Source organism: Burkholderia sp. Bp9143, from assembly GCF_003853645.1.
In the GTDB taxonomy this organism is placed as follows: domain Bacteria; phylum Pseudomonadota; class Gammaproteobacteria; order Burkholderiales; family Burkholderiaceae; genus Burkholderia.
Genome location: NZ_QTPO01000015.1, coordinates 1 through 16,891, shown reverse-complemented (window position 1 = coordinate 16,891; position 16,891 = coordinate 1). Strand labels below are relative to the sequence as shown.

The 16,891-nt window shown below is 70.5% G+C and carries 17 protein-coding genes; 10 read left to right on the top strand and 7 right to left on the bottom strand.

What is annotated here, in order from left to right; all coding sequences use genetic code 11:
• Nucleotides 1–52 precede the first annotated feature (52 nt).
• The 5 genes from DIE23_RS13545 to DIE23_RS13525 all read right to left on the bottom strand — a co-directional run bounded on the left by DIE23_RS13545 (nucleotide 53) and on the right by DIE23_RS13525 (nucleotide 4,375).
• A complete protein-coding gene (locus tag DIE23_RS13545) occupies nucleotides 53–814 on the bottom strand; it encodes a M48 family metalloprotease (RefSeq protein WP_124612580.1) in 762 nt (253 codons plus the stop codon).
• Nucleotides 815–964: 150 nt separating this feature from the next.
• On the bottom strand, nucleotides 965–1,771 hold the full coding sequence (locus tag DIE23_RS13540; RefSeq protein ID WP_124612579.1) for a glycosyltransferase family 2 protein: 807 nt from the start codon (nucleotides 1,769–1,771) through the stop codon (nucleotides 965–967).
• Nucleotides 1,772–1,887: 116 nt separating this feature from the next.
• Nucleotides 1,888–3,186, bottom strand: coding sequence for an endoribonuclease L-PSP (locus DIE23_RS13535; protein WP_124612578.1), 1,299 nt, complete (start codon nucleotides 3,184–3,186; stop codon nucleotides 1,888–1,890).
• A gap of 97 nt (nucleotides 3,187–3,283) precedes the next feature.
• The gene (fabG, locus tag DIE23_RS13530; RefSeq protein ID WP_124612577.1) at nucleotides 3,284–4,000 is read right to left on the bottom strand and encodes a 3-oxoacyl-ACP reductase FabG; all 717 of its coding nucleotides are present in this window, start codon (nucleotides 3,998–4,000) and stop codon (nucleotides 3,284–3,286) included.
• Between the two features lie 114 nt (nucleotides 4,001–4,114).
• Nucleotides 4,115–4,375, bottom strand: coding sequence for a phosphopantetheine-binding protein (locus DIE23_RS13525; RefSeq protein WP_041490598.1), 261 nt, complete (start codon nucleotides 4,373–4,375; stop codon nucleotides 4,115–4,117).
• A gap of 596 nt (nucleotides 4,376–4,971) precedes the next feature.
• Here DIE23_RS13525 and DIE23_RS13520 point away from each other — a divergent pair.
• From DIE23_RS13520 to DIE23_RS13475, 10 genes are all read left to right on the top strand, one after another.
• Entirely contained in the window at nucleotides 4,972–5,616 is a 645-nt protein-coding gene (locus DIE23_RS13520) for a hypothetical protein (protein WP_124612576.1), read from the top strand.
• A gap of 65 nt (nucleotides 5,617–5,681) precedes the next feature.
• Nucleotides 5,682–7,442, top strand: coding sequence for an AMP-binding protein (locus DIE23_RS13515; RefSeq protein WP_124612689.1), 1,761 nt, complete (start codon nucleotides 5,682–5,684; stop codon nucleotides 7,440–7,442).
• Nucleotides 7,439–8,410 (top strand): acyl-CoA synthetase, encoded by a 972-nt coding sequence (locus DIE23_RS13510; RefSeq protein WP_124612575.1) that lies wholly within the window; start codon nucleotides 7,439–7,441, stop codon nucleotides 8,408–8,410. Before DIE23_RS13515 ends, DIE23_RS13510 begins: the two co-directional genes overlap by 4 nt.
• Entirely contained in the window at nucleotides 8,407–9,051 is a 645-nt protein-coding gene (locus DIE23_RS13505) for an outer membrane lipoprotein carrier protein LolA (RefSeq protein ID WP_124612574.1), read from the top strand. The genes DIE23_RS13510 and DIE23_RS13505 overlap by 4 nt, the downstream gene beginning before the upstream one ends.
• Complete coding sequence (locus tag DIE23_RS13500; protein ID WP_124612573.1) at nucleotides 9,051–11,531, top strand: MMPL family transporter; 2,481 nt, start codon at nucleotides 9,051–9,053, stop codon at nucleotides 11,529–11,531. The genes DIE23_RS13505 and DIE23_RS13500 overlap by 1 nt, the downstream gene beginning before the upstream one ends.
• Nucleotides 11,528–12,412 (top strand): polysaccharide deacetylase family protein, encoded by an 885-nt coding sequence (locus tag DIE23_RS13495; RefSeq protein WP_124612572.1) that lies wholly within the window; start codon nucleotides 11,528–11,530, stop codon nucleotides 12,410–12,412. Before DIE23_RS13500 ends, DIE23_RS13495 begins: the two co-directional genes overlap by 4 nt.
• A 63-nt stretch (nucleotides 12,413–12,475) precedes the next feature.
• A complete protein-coding gene (locus DIE23_RS13490) occupies nucleotides 12,476–13,699 on the top strand; it encodes a beta-ketoacyl-[acyl-carrier-protein] synthase family protein (RefSeq protein WP_124612571.1) in 1,224 nt (407 codons plus the stop codon).
• Complete coding sequence (locus tag DIE23_RS13485) at nucleotides 13,696–14,514, top strand: beta-ketoacyl synthase chain length factor (protein ID WP_124612570.1); 819 nt, start codon at nucleotides 13,696–13,698, stop codon at nucleotides 14,512–14,514. The genes DIE23_RS13490 and DIE23_RS13485 overlap by 4 nt, the downstream gene beginning before the upstream one ends.
• Nucleotides 14,511–15,047, top strand: coding sequence for a hotdog family protein (locus DIE23_RS13480; RefSeq protein ID WP_124612569.1), 537 nt, complete (start codon nucleotides 14,511–14,513; stop codon nucleotides 15,045–15,047). Before DIE23_RS13485 ends, DIE23_RS13480 begins: the two co-directional genes overlap by 4 nt.
• Nucleotides 15,044–15,364, top strand: coding sequence for a hypothetical protein (locus DIE23_RS13475; RefSeq protein WP_124612568.1), 321 nt, complete (start codon nucleotides 15,044–15,046; stop codon nucleotides 15,362–15,364). The genes DIE23_RS13480 and DIE23_RS13475 overlap by 4 nt, the downstream gene beginning before the upstream one ends.
• An 80-nt stretch (nucleotides 15,365–15,444) precedes the next feature.
• Here the strand turns inward: DIE23_RS13475 and DIE23_RS13470 are convergent, their stop codons facing one another.
• Together DIE23_RS13470 and phbB are read right to left on the bottom strand one after the other, a co-directional pair.
• A complete protein-coding gene (locus DIE23_RS13470; protein WP_124612567.1) occupies nucleotides 15,445–15,645 on the bottom strand; it encodes a hypothetical protein in 201 nt (66 codons plus the stop codon).
• A 198-nt stretch (nucleotides 15,646–15,843) separates the two neighbouring features.
• Nucleotides 15,844–16,587, bottom strand: a complete 744-nt coding sequence (gene phbB, locus DIE23_RS13465; RefSeq protein ID WP_124612566.1) for an acetoacetyl-CoA reductase — start codon at nucleotides 16,585–16,587, stop codon at nucleotides 15,844–15,846.
• Nucleotides 16,588–16,891: the final 304 nt, after the last annotated feature.

Here is a 16,891-nt window from a genome sequence, read left to right as displayed (position 1 = left end):
TGGGGTTGTGTTCATCCCGGGCGCCGGACGGGGCCGGCGCTTCGATCGGCGATCAGCTGCCTTTCGCGATGCGATCCTGGATGTGCTGCGCGCGGCTCGCCGACGACGGGTGCGAGCTCATCATCGAGCTCTTGCCGCCATCGAGCTGCGCGAGCTTCTGGAACGCGGTGACGAGGCCCTTCTGGCTCATGTTCTTCTGCTTCATCAGGTCGAACGAGTAGTCGTCGGCCGCGCTTTCCTGCGTCTGCGAGAACTGCGCGTTGATGAACTTCTCGGTGATGTCGCCGAGCTGCGAACTCGTCAGGGCCGCGACGCCCGGCGATGCCGCGCCGGCCGCGCCGCGCGCCGCGCTGACCGCGTAGGCGGTCTGCATCGCCTTCTTCGAGTGACCCAGCGCGACGTGGCCCATTTCATGACCGATCACGCCGCGCAGTTCGTCGTCGTTCATCATGTCCATCAGGCCGCTGTACACGCGCACGCAGCCGTTGCCCATCGCCCACGCGTTGACGTCCTTGGTCATGTAGACCTTGTAGTTGATCTTCTGGCCGTTCAGCGTCATGTCGCCGAAGCCCTTCATCACCTTCGTCAGGCGCTTCGCGTACGCGCTGTTCGGCGCGGCGATCTTCGATTCGGCGTCGCTCGACTTGCACGAGTCGTTCGACAATGCCGCGATGTCGCTGTCCGACAGCGTCGCCGCCTTGAACAGGTTGGTCCCCGCCGACGTCAGGCTGTTCGCGTCGAGACTCTGCACGCCACCGCATGCGCTCAACAGGAAAACCATGCCACACGCGGCCGCCGCTTTCTTGATATGCATCCCGGATCCCTCGGTAGTTGTATTTGGGAGCGGCGATTTTGCATAATCCGGCAGAAAATTACCAGATGTTTACATCGAATGACAGGTTGATTACCGGCCGATGCGAAACGAACGGCGCGATTGCTCAGCTAATTGATGGCAATCGGGCCATCAATCGCCGCGGCCGGACGTCCGGCTGAACGCGGAACGCGACCGGCGCGTGAGCCGCCGCGCGACCAGCATGGGCAGCCGCACCACGAAACCGGCGAACAGCCGCAGGTGCATCCACACGAGCAGCGCGTTGTCGCGGCCATAGTGGAAATGCGACACGCCGCCCTCGTGCGCGCCGAAGTAGCGCACCGGCGCTTCGATGCGGATCGGCCGCACCCCGGCCCAGCACAGCCGCACGGCGGCTTCCGGATCGAAGTCGAAGCCGCGCATCCAGGGCTGGCGACGCATGATCGCGGCAAGCGGCGCGACCGGGTACACGCGAAAACCGTACAGCGAATCGCCGATCCCGGCCCATAGCGTCTCGAGGTCGGCCCATCCGTTCGACAGCCGCCGGCCCTGTACGCGCAACTGCGGCGCGCTCGCGTCGAACTTCGGCAGGCCCAGCACCATCGCGTCCGGCGCCGCCTGGGACGCGGCCATGAATTCGGGAATCAGGTCGGCCGGATGCTGGCCGTCGGAATCCATCGTCAGCACGTGCGTGAAGCCGCTCGCGGCCGCCGCGTCGAGCCCGGCCAGCACCGCGGCGCCCTTGCCGCGGTTCTCCGGCAGCACGATCACGCGCAGCCCGGGGTCGCGCTCGGCCATCGCCTGCAGCCGCTCGGCGCTGCCGTCGGTGCTGCCGTCGACGACGACCCACACCGGATTCCACTGCGCGCGGGCGTTGCGCACGGTCGTGTCGACCTTGACGCCCGGGTTGTAGCTCGGAATCAGTACGAGATGAGTGGACGAGGCGTGCAGCTTGGACATGGGAACGGCCGATTGCGAAGACGAGGATCCTGACAAAAGTTTATGACCTGCAGGCGACTGCCGACAGGCTTCGTCGACAGCAGGCGACGGTTCGCGCAGCGACAGGCCCGCGCGCTTCACGACAGGTGCTCCAGCGGATGGCCGGCGCTCGCCTCGATCTCGACCAGCAGATCGTCGCGGCACACGTCCGCGTGGACGAACAGCGGCCGCACGCCAGAGCCCGCCGCATCGCGCAGTTCACGTTCGATCGCGGCGAGCGCCGCGGCATCCCCGGCGTCGCGCACGTAGACGCGATAGCTCAGGTCGGCGAGCGTGAACGGGCCGTGCCCCTGCCGCGCGGCCTGCTCGAGCACGGCAGCCAGGTTCGCGATCGTCTCGCGCGTTTGCGCGACGACGTTGCCGCGATGCACGGTGCGATGCCCGACGATGCTGGCGGTGCCCGACACGAACAGCAGCGGCGCGGCATCGTCGCCGGGCCATGCGGCCGCGCGCGCGAACGTCGGCGCACGCGGGCCGTAATCCGCCGGGTAGTGATACGCGCTGACCTGGCGCGGATTCTCGACCGGATCGGCCGGCGTGCGGCTCGCGATGAAATGGATCGCGAGCGGCGCGGCCGGCGGCATGTCGCCCGCGACCGGCACGACCGAACCGAGCGCGCAGGCGGCCGGCACGCCGCCCGTCAGCGCGCGGCGGCACGCGTCGAACGCACGCTGCCTGCCGATATTGAACTGACGATAGCGCTCGATCCCGAACTGCTGCGCGTTGATCGCCGGCACGGTGTTCCAGATCCGCAGCGGGTACGGAATACCGAGCGTATCGAGCACGTCGAACAGCGCGCGGTACGCATCGTGTGTGGCGCGCTCGAGCGGCGTGCCGCCGTCGCGATCCGCATCGGCCGTTGCCTGCACCTCCTGCGCTTCCTGCATGACGATGCTGCCGAACACGAGCCCCGCCGCTTCGCTGTAGCGGTACTGCAGCGCGCCGCGTCGCTCGCTGCGCAGGTCGGGCGCGTCGCACTGCCAGATTTCGCAGACCGCACCGGCGCGTGCGTGGCCGCCGGCATCGAGCAGTGCCATCTGCACCGGCGCGAGCGGCAGGTCGGGTGCGGCGGCGGCGAGCATGCGAGCCATCGCATCGGCCGGCACCCCGGCCGCGCCGATGCAGACCGCGCCCAGCGCACCGGGAAATACGTGCTCGAGTGCGTCGCCCCGCTGCTGCGCGGCGTGCAGCAGCGCGGCCAGCCGCGCATGATCGACCTGGACGAGTCGCAACGCACGGTTGCCGCCGTTCGCTGCGGGCCAGAGGCCCGCTCGCGATGCGGCGGGCCCGGCTGCCATGTGTCCACGTGCGACCGCATTCGTGGCGGACGACAGGGAACACGCTCGCCGTTCGGCGTCGACTGGATGCACTGACACTTCGATTTCCTCACTATGCGGCGCGCGCTCGCGGCATCATGACCACGCGCCGCGTTGCGCGCCGTTGCTTCGCGTCAAGCCGACGCCGCGCGCGTCGTCATGCGAGCCCGCCGTTGACGGACAGCACCTGTCCCGTCACGTAGGCGGCCGCATCGGATACCAGATACGCGACCATCGCCGCGACTTCATCGGGCCGGCCCGCGCGTTGCGCCGGCACGAGCTGCTTGATCCGTTCGGCGGGAAACGCATGGTCGGCCATCGGCGATTCGATGATGCCGGGCGCGACCGCGTTCACGGTAATGCCGCGCGACGCGAGCTCCAGCGACAGCGACTTCGTCGCGCCGATCAGCCCCGCCTTCGCGGCGGCGTAATTGACCTGTCCGCGGTTGCCGGTCACGCCGGCGACCGACGCGATGTTGACGATCCGGCCGCGCCGCGTGCGGATCATCGGCAGCAGCAACGGCTGCGTCACGTTGAAAAAACCGTTGAGCGTCACGTCGATCACGTCGTGCCATTGCCGGCGCGACATACCGGCCATCGGCGCGTCGTCGTGGATGCCCGCGTTGTTGACGAGAATCTGCACCGGCGCGTCGTCGATGAACGGCGCGAGCGCGGCGAGCGTCGCATCCGCGTCGGTCACGTCGAATGCAATCGCATGCGCGGTGCCGCCGGCCGCGACGATCTGCTGCGCGACCGCCTCCGCCTGCGCGAGATTCCGGTTCGCGTGCACCCAGACTTCGTGGCCGGCCTGCGCGAGCGTCGTGCAGATCGCCTGCCCGAGCGTGCCGCTGCCGCCCGTTACGAGCGCCCGCATCGAATTGCTCCGTTCATCGCGTTCCCCCTTCGATCGACGCGGCGGGTTCGTCCAGCGACCGCCGCCGCGTGCCGTCATCCGCTGCGTGCCGCGTCGCGCCCGCGCGCGCCGCCGTCACTTCGTACGGTGCGCGGCGACGTACGCGGCAAGCGCGCCGAGCGTCGCGAAGATCTTCTGGTTGTCCGGATTGTCCGAGCGCAGCTCGAAGCCGTACTTCTTCGAGATCAGCAGCGCGATTTCCAGGATGTCGATGGAGTCGAGCCCGAAGCCCTCGCCATAAAGCGGGGTCCCGGCCGTCACCGTTTCGAGCGGGACGTCTTCGAGATTCAGTTCGCCGATGATCAGCGTGGCGAGCTCTTGTTCCAGTGCGTTCATCATGCTTGCGGGCAGGCGGCCGATGGCAGCGGGAGGCGCCCGGAAACGGCAAACCGTCGTGCACGATCAGCGCGTGCGAAGCGCGCGCGAATCTCCGTCCCTCCGGCGTCTGCCGGCTTCCCCGCCTGCGTTATTGGGGATCATTTGTAAAAGTTACGCGGATTCTAGACGATGGGTATCTGCGCGTATACCGCGAATGGTTACAGACTGAAGAGCCCCCGCCGCGCCCGGTTTCGGGACCCGATCGCAGCAGACGCTTGAGCCGCTTCGGATGGAAATGGATCGCCGCCGCGAAAGCGTCAGTGCGCTGCCATACATTCGGTTACAAAACCCGGCTGCGCCCGTCTCGAACCGCCACGCCGCGGCCCTAAAATGTGCGTGCACGACAGCCGGCCGGAACACGTGTCCCGGCCGCCATTCATATGATGTTTGACGGCCCGACGCATGCGTCCGGCCCCGATCCGCACGATGTTTCCAGCAACCATGCCGCGCCCATCCGTTCGTCTCGCACCGGTTTGCCTGCCCGTCCGCCGCCGTACCGCGGCGGCCGGCGGCCACGCGCGCCCGCACTCGCGCCGCGCCCCCGGAGCGCCGCGATGAGCACGCCGCTCGACATCGCACGCGGCGCCGGCGCGCTCGCCGCGGTGGTGGCGTACCAGATCGGCGCGCATTACGCGGCCGCGACGCCCGGCGCGCATGGCTTCGGCCTCGCGATGGCGCTCGTGCCGCCGCTGCTGCTCGTGCTCGGCGCGGCGCTGCGCTCGCCGCGGCGTGCATGGCTCGTGCCGGCGTGGCTGCTGGCCGCCGTCGCGCTGTGGGCCGCGCGCATCCCGCTCGCGCGTCATTTCGAATGGGGCCTGTATCTGGAGCACGCGAGCTTCAACGTCGCGATGGCGCTGCTGTTCGGCCGCACGTTGATGGGCGGCCAGGTGCCGCTGTGCACGCGCTTCGCGACGATGATCCACGGCACGGTCACGCCGGCCGTCGCGCGCTATACGCGGCGCATCACGCTCGCATGGACGCTGTTCTTCGTCGCGATCGCCGCCGTGTCGACGCTGCTGTTCGCGACCGCGCCGATCGTCGTGTGGTCGACGTTCGCGAACTACCTGTCGCTGCCGCTCGTCGCCGTGATGTTCGCCGCCGAGCATGCGTGCCGGCGCTTCGCGCTGCCGCACGACGCGCGGCCGCGGATGGTCGACGCGGTGCGCGCGTACCGCGCGTCGACGCAGCCGTCACGATGAATTCATGGCCGGCGCGGCGCCGCATCGCGGCCGCGCCGGTCACCGCTTCCCGCTTCAGCCGATTTATGCCGACTCACCCGCTGGTATTCCATTCTTCGCCGGACCAGACGATCGCCTGGCGCGATGGCACGCCCGTCACCGTCCGCACGTTCGTCGCCGACGTCGCGCGCGTGGCCGCCGCGCTGCCCGCCGGCGGCCATGTGTTCAACGTGTGCCGCGACCGCTACCGCTTCGCGGTCAGCCTGTGCGCGGCGCTCGTCGCCGGCAGGATCAGCCTGCTGCCATCGACGCACACGCCGGAGATGGTTCGCCAACTCGCATCGTTCGCACCGGACGCGTTCTGCCTGCACGACGCGCCGGACTGCACGATCGACCTGCCGCGTTTCGCGTATCCGGACACCGCACCCGGCGACCTCCCCCACGACGCACCGTGCGTGGTGCCGCAGATCGACGCGTCGCGGATCATGGCGTACGTGTTCACGTCCGGCTCGACCGGCGCGCCGGTGCCGCACCGCAAGACCTGGGGCTTCCTGGTCGGTTGCGTGCGCGCGGCGGCCGACCGCCTCGGCCTGCTCGATGGCCGCGCGGCCACGCTGATCGGCACCGTGCCCGCGCAGCACATGTACGGCTTCGAGTCGACGGTGCTGCTCGCGCTGATCGGCGGCCTCGCATTCAGCAACCGCCAGCCGTTCTATCCGATCGACATTCGCGACGAACTCGCCGCGATCCCGCAGCCGCGCGTACTCGTCACGTCGCCGATCCACCTGCGCGCGCTGCTGTCGGCCGGCCATGCGCTGCCGCCGGCCGCGCTCGTGCTGTCGGCCACCGCGCCGCTGTCGGAAAAACTCGCGTGCGAAGCCGAGGCGGCGCTCGATGCGCCGCTCGTCGAGATCTACGGCAGCACCGAGACCGGCCAGATCGGGACGCGCCGCACGTCGCAGGGCGCGGCGTGGCAACTGTTCCCGGGCATCCGGCTCGACGCGCGCGCGGCGCATGACGCGTCGGACCACGACGCCGCGGGCGACGACGGCAGCCCGACCGTGTGGGTGTCGGGCGGACACGTCGAAACCCCCGTGCCAATGGGCGACGCACTCGAGCTGCTCGGCGACGGCCGGTTCCTGCTGCACGGCCGCAAGGCGGACCTCGTCAACATCGCCGGCAAGCGCACGTCGCTCGCCTACCTGAATCATCAATTGAACGCGATCGCCGACGTCGTCGACGGCGTGTTCTTCATGCCGGACGAAACCGCGCCGGCCGACGCCGATGCGACCCACGAACCGGTCACGCGCCTTGTCGCGCTCGTGGTCGCGCCGACGCTCGCCGCGGCCGACCTGCAGCGCGCGCTGCGCGAACGGATCGATCCCGCGTTCATGCCGCGTCCGCTCGTGTTCGTCGATGCACTGCCGCGCAACGAAACGGGCAAGCTGCCGCGCGACGTGCTCGCCGCGCTCGTCGCACGGCACACGCGGGGCACCGGGGCCGACGTTCCCGATCGCGCCGCGACGGACGCACCGCTCGCGTTCACGATTCCCGCCGATCACCCGGCGCTGCCCGGTCATTTCCCCGGTCATCCGATCGTGCCGGGCGTCGTGCTGCTCGATCACGCGATCGCCGCGCTCGGCGCATCGTTGAACCGCCCGCTCGATACGTGGCGGCTGGCTTCCGCCAAATTCCTGAGCCCGGTCGCGCCAGGCGAACCGCTCGACCTCGCGTTCGATGCAGTGGCCGGCGGCGCGATCCGCTTCACGCTGCGCGCCGGCGCGCGCGACGTCGCGACCGGCGTGTTGTCCGCGGCGCCGGCCGCGCAGGACGGCGCGCAGCCATGAAGCGCACCGCATGGGCCGCGCGCCAGGAACGCAGCAACGCCGGGTTGCTGCGCGCGATGACCTGGCTCTCGCTGCGTTTCGGCCGGCGGCCGTCGCGCGTCGTGCTGCATGCCATCGCGATCTACTTCGTGCTGTTCTCGCCGGTCGCGTGCGCGGCGTCGCGCGACTACCTGCGGCGCGCGCTCGGCCGTCCCGCGCGCTGGCGCGACGTGTACCGGCACGTGTTCACGTTCGCGGCGACGATCCACGACCGCATCTACCTGATGAACGGCCGCTTCGACCTGTTCGACATCCGGCTGCACGGCGAGACGCAGGTCGACGACGCGCTCGCCGGCGGCCGCGGCGCATTCCTGATGGGCGCGCACCTCGGCAGCTTCGAAGTCGTGCGCGCGATCGGCCGTACGCGTCCGGACCTGCGCGTCGTCGTCACGATGTTCGAAGAGAACGCGCGCAAGATCAACGCGACGCTCGCCGCCGTGAATCCGGCCGCGAAGCCGGAAGTGATTCCGCTCGGGCAGGTCGACTCGATGCTGAAGGTGCGCGAGCGCCTCGATGCGAACTGCATGGTCGGGATGCTCGCCGACCGCACGCTGCTCGACGACGCGGCCGCATCGCTGCGGCGGCTGCCGCTGCTCGGCGCGCCGGCCGCGTTCCCACTCGGGCCGCTGTACATGGCCGCGATGCTGCGGCGCCCGGTGCTGTTCATGACGGGCCTCTATCGCGACGGCAACCGCTACGATGTGCACTTCGAGACGCTCGCCGATTTCTCCGACGTGCGCCGCGACACGCGCGCGGCGGCCGTCGACGCGGCGCTCGTGCGTTACGTCGCGCTGCTCGACCGGTATTGCCGCGCAGCCCCATACAACTGGTTCAACTATTTCGATTTCTGGCAGACCGGCAAGGCCGCGCGCCGCGACGATGCGTGCGCCTGCACCGAACTGTCCGCCACGAAGGATTCCGACGCATGACCGCCGTTCGCCGCTTCCTGTCGCTGTTTCCGCTGCCGTCCCCGTTCGTGCCGCGCCGCGCCGCGCGCACGTTCGCCGTCACGGCCGCCATCGCGCTCGCCCTGCCCGCGCACGCGGCCGACACCGGTTCGGCATGGACCCTCGACCGGCTGATGTCGACGCTCGCGCAACACAAGTCGGGGCGCGCGACGTTCACCGAGACGAAGACACTGTCGATCGCCGCGCAGCCGCTCGAATCGTCGGGCGAGCTGGTGTTCGTCGCACCCGACCATCTCGAGAAACACACGCTGAACCCGAAGCCCGAACATCTCGTCGTCGACGGCGACATGCTCACCGTCGAGCGCAACAACCGCAAGTACACGCTCGCGCTCGCGCGCTATCCGGAGCTCGGCGCGTTCATCGACAGCATCCGCGCGACGCTCGCCGGCAACCGCTACGCGCTCGAGCAGGTCTACAAGGTCGCGCTCGCCGGTCGCGGCGACGACTGGACGCTGACGCTCACGCCGCTCGACTCGCGAATGCTGAAGGTCGTCAGCACGATCACGCTCGAAGGCTCGCGCGACGTGTTGCGCAGCGTCGCGATCCGGCAGGCCGACGGCGACCATTCGACGATGCGCCTGCAACCCGTTCCGGCGAACTGATGGACCAACGCACCCGGCCGCCCGCCCCCGTCACGCCCCGCCTGCCCGCATTGCGGCAACGCGCCGTGCTCGTGTGGCTGATCGCGCTCGTCGCGTGCGGGATCGCGGTCGCCCGCGCGAACTTCACGGCCGACCTGTCCGCGTTTCTGCCGAGCGCGCCGAGCGCCGGGCAGCGCGTGCTCGTCGATCAACTGCGCGACGGCATCGTGTCGCGGCTGATCCTCGTCGCGATCGACGGCGGCGATGCGGCCACGCGCGCCGCGCTGTCGCGGCGCGTCGCCGGCACGCTGCGCGCCGACCGGCAATTCTCGGCGATCAACAACGGCGAGGCCGTGAACGACGCGCGCGACCAGCAGTTCGTGTTCGACCATCGCTACCTGCTGAGCCCGGCCGTCACGCCGCAACGCTTCAGCGCGGACGGCCTGCACCAGGCGCTCGGCGACAGCCTCGACCTGCTGAGTTCGTCGGCAGGCCTCGTCGCGAAGGCGATGCTGCCGCGCGACCCGACCGGCGAAGTGACCGCGCTCGTCGACCAGTTCGACAGCGGCGCGCAGCCCGCGATGCGCGACGGCGTGTGGGCGTCGCGCGACGGCACGCGCGCGGTGCTCGTCGTGCAGACGGCCGCCGCCGGCGCCGACACCGACGCGCAGGCACGTGCGATCGATACGGTGCGCCGCGCGTTCTCCGCCGCGACGCAGACGTTGCCTAACCCGGCCGCATACACGCTCGCGATGACCGGCCCCGGCGTGTTCTCGGTCGACACGCGCGACACGATCCGGCACGACGTCGAGCGGCTGTCGACCGCGAGCGTCGTGCTGATCGTCGCGCTGCTGCTGACGCTGTACCGCTCGCCGCGCACGCTCGCGCTGGGGCTGCTGCCGGTGCTGACGGGCATCGCCGCCGGCATCGCGGCGGTCAGCGTCACGTTCGGCACGGTCCACGGGCTGACGCTCGGCTTCGGCACGACGCTGATCGGCGAAGCCGTCGACTATTCGATCTACCTGTTCGTGCAATCGGCGCAGGCCGGTTCGCGCGACACCACGCGGCCCGCCGACGCGACGCGTGCATGGGTCGCCGCGTACTGGCCGACGATCCGGCTCGGCGTGCTGACGTCCGTGTGCGGCTTCGCGTCGATGCTGTTCTCCGGCTTTCCGGGCCTGGTTCAGCTCGGCCTGTATTCGATCGTCGGACTGACGGCCGCCGCGCTCGTCACGCGCTTCGTGCTGCCGCACCTGCGCGGCGAGCACGTCGCGATTCGCGACGTGTCGCGTATCGGCGCGGTGCTCGCGTGGGCCGCCGCTGCAGCGCCGCGGCTGCGCTGGCCGCTCGCCGTGCTCGTGCTCGCCGCGTGCGCGACGCTCGTGCTGCATCGCGACGGCCTGTGGAGCCGCGAGCTCGCGGCGCTGAGCCCCGTGCCCGCCCGCGCGCAGGCACTCGACGCACGTCTGCGCGACGATGTCGGCGCACCGGACGTGCGCTACCTCGTCGTGATTTCCGCGCCGACCGAACAAGCCGCGCTCGAACGCGCGGAACGGGTCGCCGCGCAATTGCAGCCGCTCGTCGATCGTGGCGTGCTCGCGGGCTTCGAAAGTCCCGCGCGCTACCTGCCGAGCGACGGCGCGCAGCGCGCGCGCCAGGCGAGCCTGCCGGACGCGAACGTGCTTGCCGCGCGCATGCGCGCGGCCGTCGCGAACCAGCCGATCTCGGTCAGGCCCGAGCTGTTCGCACCGTTCATCGCCGATGTCGAGGCCGCACGCCACGCGCCGCTGCTCGCGCGCGCGGACCTGCGCGGCACGTCGATGGCACTCGCCGTCGACGCGCTGCTGACCGGGCGCGCGGGCCGCTGGACCGCGATGCTGCCGCTGCGCGCGCCGGCCGCCGCACGCACCGCGTCGGCGGCTGCGCCGGCGCTCGAGGCCGCGCCGATCCGCGCGGCCGTCGCGCGCGCCGGCGTGTCCGACGCGCTGTTCGTCGACATGAAGGCCGAGGCCGACCGCCTGTACGTGAACTACGTGCACGAGGACATCCGACTGTCGCTCGCGGGTTTCGCGGCGATCGCCGTGCTGCTGCTGATCGCGCTGCGCTCGCCGCGCCGTGTCGTGCGCGCGCTCGCGCCGCTGATCGCGGCCGTGCTGGTGGTGACGGCCGGCTTCGCGCTCGCCGGCGTGCAGCTCACGATCCTGCACCTCGTCGGCATGCTGCTGATCGTCGCGGTCGGCTCGAACTATGCGCTGTTCTTCTGCAAGCGCGACGACGCGCAACCGGTCACGCCGTACACGCTCGTGTCGCTGCTGATCGCGAACCTTGCGACGGTCGCCGGCTTCGGCCTGCTCGCGCTGTCGCGGGTGCCGCTGCTCGAAACCTTCGGGCTGACCGTCGGCCCCGGCGCAATGCTCGCGCTCGCGTTCGCCGCGATCCTCGCGCCGCGCGCCGTGGCGGCCAGCCGCCCTCATCGTGATCCGACAGGAGGTCGAGCATGAACGCGCCGTCTTCCGTTCCACCACTGCAGCCCGGCGATGCGCGCCGCTGGAAACCGACACCGCTGATCGCGGGCACGGCCGCACTGCACGCGGGTGCGCTCGCGGCAGTCGTCGCACAACCGGCTGCATGGCCGTGGGCCGCCGGCGGCGTGGTCGCGTCGCATCTCGCGCTGACCGCCGCCGGCCTGTGGCCGCGCAGCGCGCTGCTCGGGCCGAACTGGACGCGCCTGCCGGCTGGCGCCGGCCGCCGGATCGCGCTGACGATCGACGACGGCCCGGACCCCGACGTCACGCCGCGCGTGCTCGACCTGCTCGATCGCTACGATGCGCGCGCCACGTTCTTCTGCATCGGCGATCTCGCGCGCCGCCATCCGCAGTGGATCGAAGCGATCGTCGCGCGCGGCCACGCGGTCGAGAACCACAGCCAGCGGCACCGGCATACGTTCTCGCTGTCGGGGCCCGCCGCGCTACGGCGCGAGATCGCGGCCGCGCAGCAGACACTGACCGACATCGCCGGCACGCGCCCGCGCTTCTTCCGCGCGCCGGCCGGCCTGCGCAATCCGTTTCTCGAGCCGGTGCTGTGCGGGCTCGGCCTGCAACTCGCCAGCTGGACGCGCCGCGGCTTCGACACGCGCGCACACGATGCGGGCATCGTCACGCGCCGCCTGCTAACCGGCCTGGCGCCGCGCGACATCCTGCTCGTGCACGACGGCCACGCGGCGCGCGACGCGCGCGGCGAACCGGTCGTGCTCGACGTGCTGCCGGCGCTGCTGCGCGCGGCCGCCGATGCGCAGCTGGACTGGACCACGCTGCGCGCCGCGCTCGCGCCCGAACCGCCCGGCCAGCCGGGTACGCCGGCACCGCCGTTTGATAAAATCTGACCATGCCCGGCGCGCCCGCCAGCCCCGCTGCGGCGCCCGTTCCGGCCACCGGATACGACCCTCGTGAAACCGCTCCTGCTCTCGCACTTCACCGCCACCAGCTGCATCGGCCGCGGCCTCGACGCGATCGTCGACGCACTGCGCCACGCGCGGGGCGGGCTCACGCCGTGCGACTTCGAACGCGCCGATCTGGACACCTGGATCGGCGCCGTGGACGGCGTCGATGCGCAGGCCGTGCGTGCGGATCTCGCCGACTTCAACTGCCGCAACAATCGCCTCGCGCAACTCGGCCTCGTCCAGGACGGCTTCGACGCGCGCGTCGCGGCGGCCGTGTCGCGCCATGGCGCCGCGCGCGTCGGCGTGTTCATCGGCACGAGCACGTCCGGCATCCTCGAGACCGAACGCGCGTACGAGCAGCGCGATCCGGCGAGCGGCGCACTGCCCGCCGGGTTCCGCTACGCGCACACGCACAACCCGTATTCGCCGGCCGCGTTCGTGCGCGCGTATTTCGCGCTGCGCGGGCCGGCGATGGCGATCTCGTCCGCGTGCTCGTCCGGTGCGAAGGTATTCGGCTCCGCGCGCCGGATGATCGAAGCGGGGTTGATCGATGCGGCCGTCGTCGGCGGCGTCGATTCGCTGTGCCTGACGACACTGTACGGCTTCAATTCCCTCGAACTGCTGTCGCGCCAGCCGTGCCGGCCGTTCGACGTCGCGCGCGACGGTATCTCGATCGGCGAAGCTGCCGCGTTCGCGCTGCTCGAACGCGTGCCGGATGCGCCCGCCGCGCTCGACGACGACGCGATCCTGCTGCTCGGCATCGGTGAATCGAGCGATGCGCATCACATGTCGTCGCCGCATCCGGAAGGGCTCGGCGCGCGCATCGCGATCGAACAGGCGCTCGCGTCGGCCGGCCTCGATGCAAGCGACATCGACTATGTGAACCTGCACGGCACCGCGACGCCCAGCAACGATGCCGCCGAAAGCCGCGCGGTGGGTGCGCTGCTCGCGCGCACGCCGTGCAGCTCGACGAAGGGTGCGACCGGTCACACGCTCGGTGCGGCCGGCGCGCTCGAAGCGGTCGTCGCGGCGCTCACGCTGCGCGAACAGTTCGTGCCGGCCGGCGTCAACACGACGCAACCCGACCCGGCGCTGGCCGCCGACTACGTGCTCGCGAGCCGCGATGCGCGCGTGCGTGCGGTCCTGTCGAATTCGTTCGGCTTCGGCGGCACGAACTGCAGCCTGATCCTCGGCCGCGCCGAGCATGCGAGCCGCCGGGAGCCGACATGACCCTCACCGCCTTCATCGAAAGCGTCGGCCTCGTCGGGCCGGGACTGAACGACTGGCCGCACGCCGCCGACGTGCTCGCGGGCCGCGCGGCCTACGCGAGCGCGCGCACGGTGCTGCCGCCGCCCGCCAGCCTGCCGCCGGCGGAACGCCGCCGCACCGGCCCCGTCGTGCGCGTCGCGCTCACGGTCGGCCTCGAAGCGGCAGCCGCGAGCGGGCACGATGCGGCCACGCTCGCGACCGTGTTCAGCGCGTCCGGCGGCGACGGCCAGAATTGCCACGCGATCTGCGAGACCCTCGCCGGCGACGATCGCCACCTGTCGCCCACGCGCTTTCACAACTCGGTGCACAACGCGCCGGCCGGCTACTGGAGCATCGCGACCCGTGCGATGGCGACGTCGAACGTGCTGTGCGCACACGACGGCAGCTTTGCCGCTGGCCTGCTCGAGAGCCTGTGCCAGGTCGCGGTCGATCGCGTGCCGAGCCTGCTGATCGCGTACGACACCGACTATCCGGAGCCGCTGCGCGCGGTGCGGCCGATCGTCGACGCATTCGGCGTCGCGCTCGTGCTCGCGCCCGATGCGAGCGAACGCACGCTCGCGCGCATCGACGTGCAGCTCACCGATGCGCCGGCGACGACGCTCGCGAACCCCGAACTCGACGCGCTGCGCACCGGCAATCCGGCCGCGCGCGCGCTGCCGCTGCTCGACGCGCTCGCCGCGCGGCGGGCGGCGAGCGTCGTGCTCGACTATCTGGAAGATACGCGCGTGCAAGTCGATATCGCGCTGCCGGGTGGCGCCGCGGAGCACGCGCAATGACGACGCCCGTCTCGACACCGATGCCCCCGCTGGCGACCGCAACGCTCGATCGCGCATGGATCGCCGCGCACATTCCGCACGACGGCGCGATGTGCATGCTCGATCGAGTCGAAGCATGGGATGCCGCACGCATCCGCTGCAGCGCGACGAGCCACCGCGATCCGCACAACCCGCTGCGCTCGCGCGGCCGGCTCGCGTCGGTCTGCGGGATCGAATACGCGGCGCAGGCGATGGCCGTGCACGGCGCGCTGCTCGGTGCGCAACAGGCGCAGACGGAACATGCGCGGCCGCGCGCCGGCTATCTCGCAAGCGTGCGCAACGTCGACGCGTTCGTCGATCGGCTCGACACGTTCGAGCTGCCGCTGATCGTCGACGCCGAACGCATCGGCGGCGACGACCGCTCCGTGCTGTACGGCTTCACGCTGCGCTGCGGCGAGCGCGTGCTGCTCGGCGGCCGCGCCGCGGTGATGCTCGATGCATCGGCGGCCGGCCTACTCGTTCCTCCGCCCGCGGGCCGTGCGGACCCTCGATGAACCAGCCCCAAGGAAACCAGGTCGTGAAAGCACGTCAGATCATTTGCACCGCGTTCGTTCTCGCGCTGATCAGCCCGATCGCGCATGCGGATATGTCGGAAGTGAAGCAGGACATCAAGCGCGATTCGAAGGAAGCGGCGCACAAGACCGGCGAGGCCGCGCGCGGCTTCGGCCATGCGACCGCGAGCGCTGCCAAGACGGTCGGCCACGGCATCGCGCATGCGTCGCGCGAGGGCTGGGATGCCACCAAGCGCACGACGAAGCGGATCTTCCACAAGAACGATTCGGGCGACGGCGCGAAGAAAAGCAGCGATTGAGTGCGAGCGTCCCGCGTTCCGCACACGGATGCGCGGGATGCGGCACGACGCATGAACGCGTCGGTGCCGCACCGCAACCGTCATCGCGCGCTGCTGCGCGTGCGGCGCGCCGGCCCGCGCGCGAGGCACTTGCCGTACGCGACCAGCCAGCAATCGCGATGATCGAAGTTTCGCAGCAGCCGGGCGCGGCGCCGCTCGAGCCAGTGAAGCGCGATCGCCATCGTCAGCGCGATGGCCAGTGCCGAGCCGCCGATCGCGAGTCCCATCCAGGTGTCACCCATGCCTCCTCCGGAATGCGAGGCCGGGGCGGCGTGCGTGCCGCGACGCGGCAGCCGGAGCGCGGACGCACACGGCCCGCCGCATGCGCGGCGAACCCGCGTCCGTGATCCGTCTCCGCGCGCCTGCGCGTCGCCCCGGCGCTGGATACAGCGAGAGCACGGCCCGGACACGCGCGCGAACGCCGCCCGGGCCGCCACGCGTCAGTGCATGTGCTGGCCGCCGTTGATCGCGATGTTGGAGCCCGTCACGAAGCCGGCCTCCTCCGAGCACAGATACGCGACCAGCGCCGCGACTTCCTCGGGTTGACCGAGCCGTCCCGCTGGAATCTGAGGAAGGATCTTCGTATCGAGGATGTCCTGCGGGATCGCCGTCACCATCTTCGTCGCGAGATAGCCCGGCGACACCGTGTTCACGGTCACGCCCTTGCGTGCGATCTCGAGCGCGAGCGATTTCGTGAAACCGTGCATGCCGGCCTTCGCGGCCGCGTAATTGGTCTGGCCGACCGAGCCCTTCGAGCCATTGACCGACGCAATGTTGACGATGCGCCCCCACCCACGCTCGACCATGCCGTCGCAGACCGGCTTCGTCATGTTGAACACGGAATCGAGGTTGGTGCGGATCACCGCATCCCAGTTGACCTTGTCGAGCTTGCGTAGCGTCATGTCGCGCGTGATGCCAGCGTTGTTCACCAGGATGTCGACCGGGCCGACGTCCCGGACGATTTTCTCGATGCATTGCTGGCACGAATCGTGGTCGGCCACGTCCACCGGATACGCGTGGAATTCGCGACCGGCCGCATGCATCTCGGTCAGCCAGCGATCGGCGCCGGTATTGTTCGGCGAATACGTGACGACGACCTGGTAGCCCGCATCGTTCAACCGGATGCTGATCGCTTCGCCAAGACCGCCCATTCCACCCGTCACAACTGCAATTCGCTTAGTCATCCTATGAGTTACCGACAAGAAAAGTAATCAATGATGCGGGGCGACGACATGGCACATGCCACCGCCCCGCCGCTGCGATGCGCTGCCGCCCGCAAGGCGGACGTGACGCGCACCGGAACATCACGCTTGTTGTTGGTCGCTTGTTTCGCGCGACGTTTGCTTCGCGCGCGTGCGGCGCAGGCCGGCGCCGCACGCGTGCAATATCGTCAGACCCTGCTCAAGCGCGCTCGACCGCGAGCGCGACGCCCATCCCGCCGCCGATGCACAGCGACGCCAGCCCGCGCTTCGCATCGCGCTTGACCAT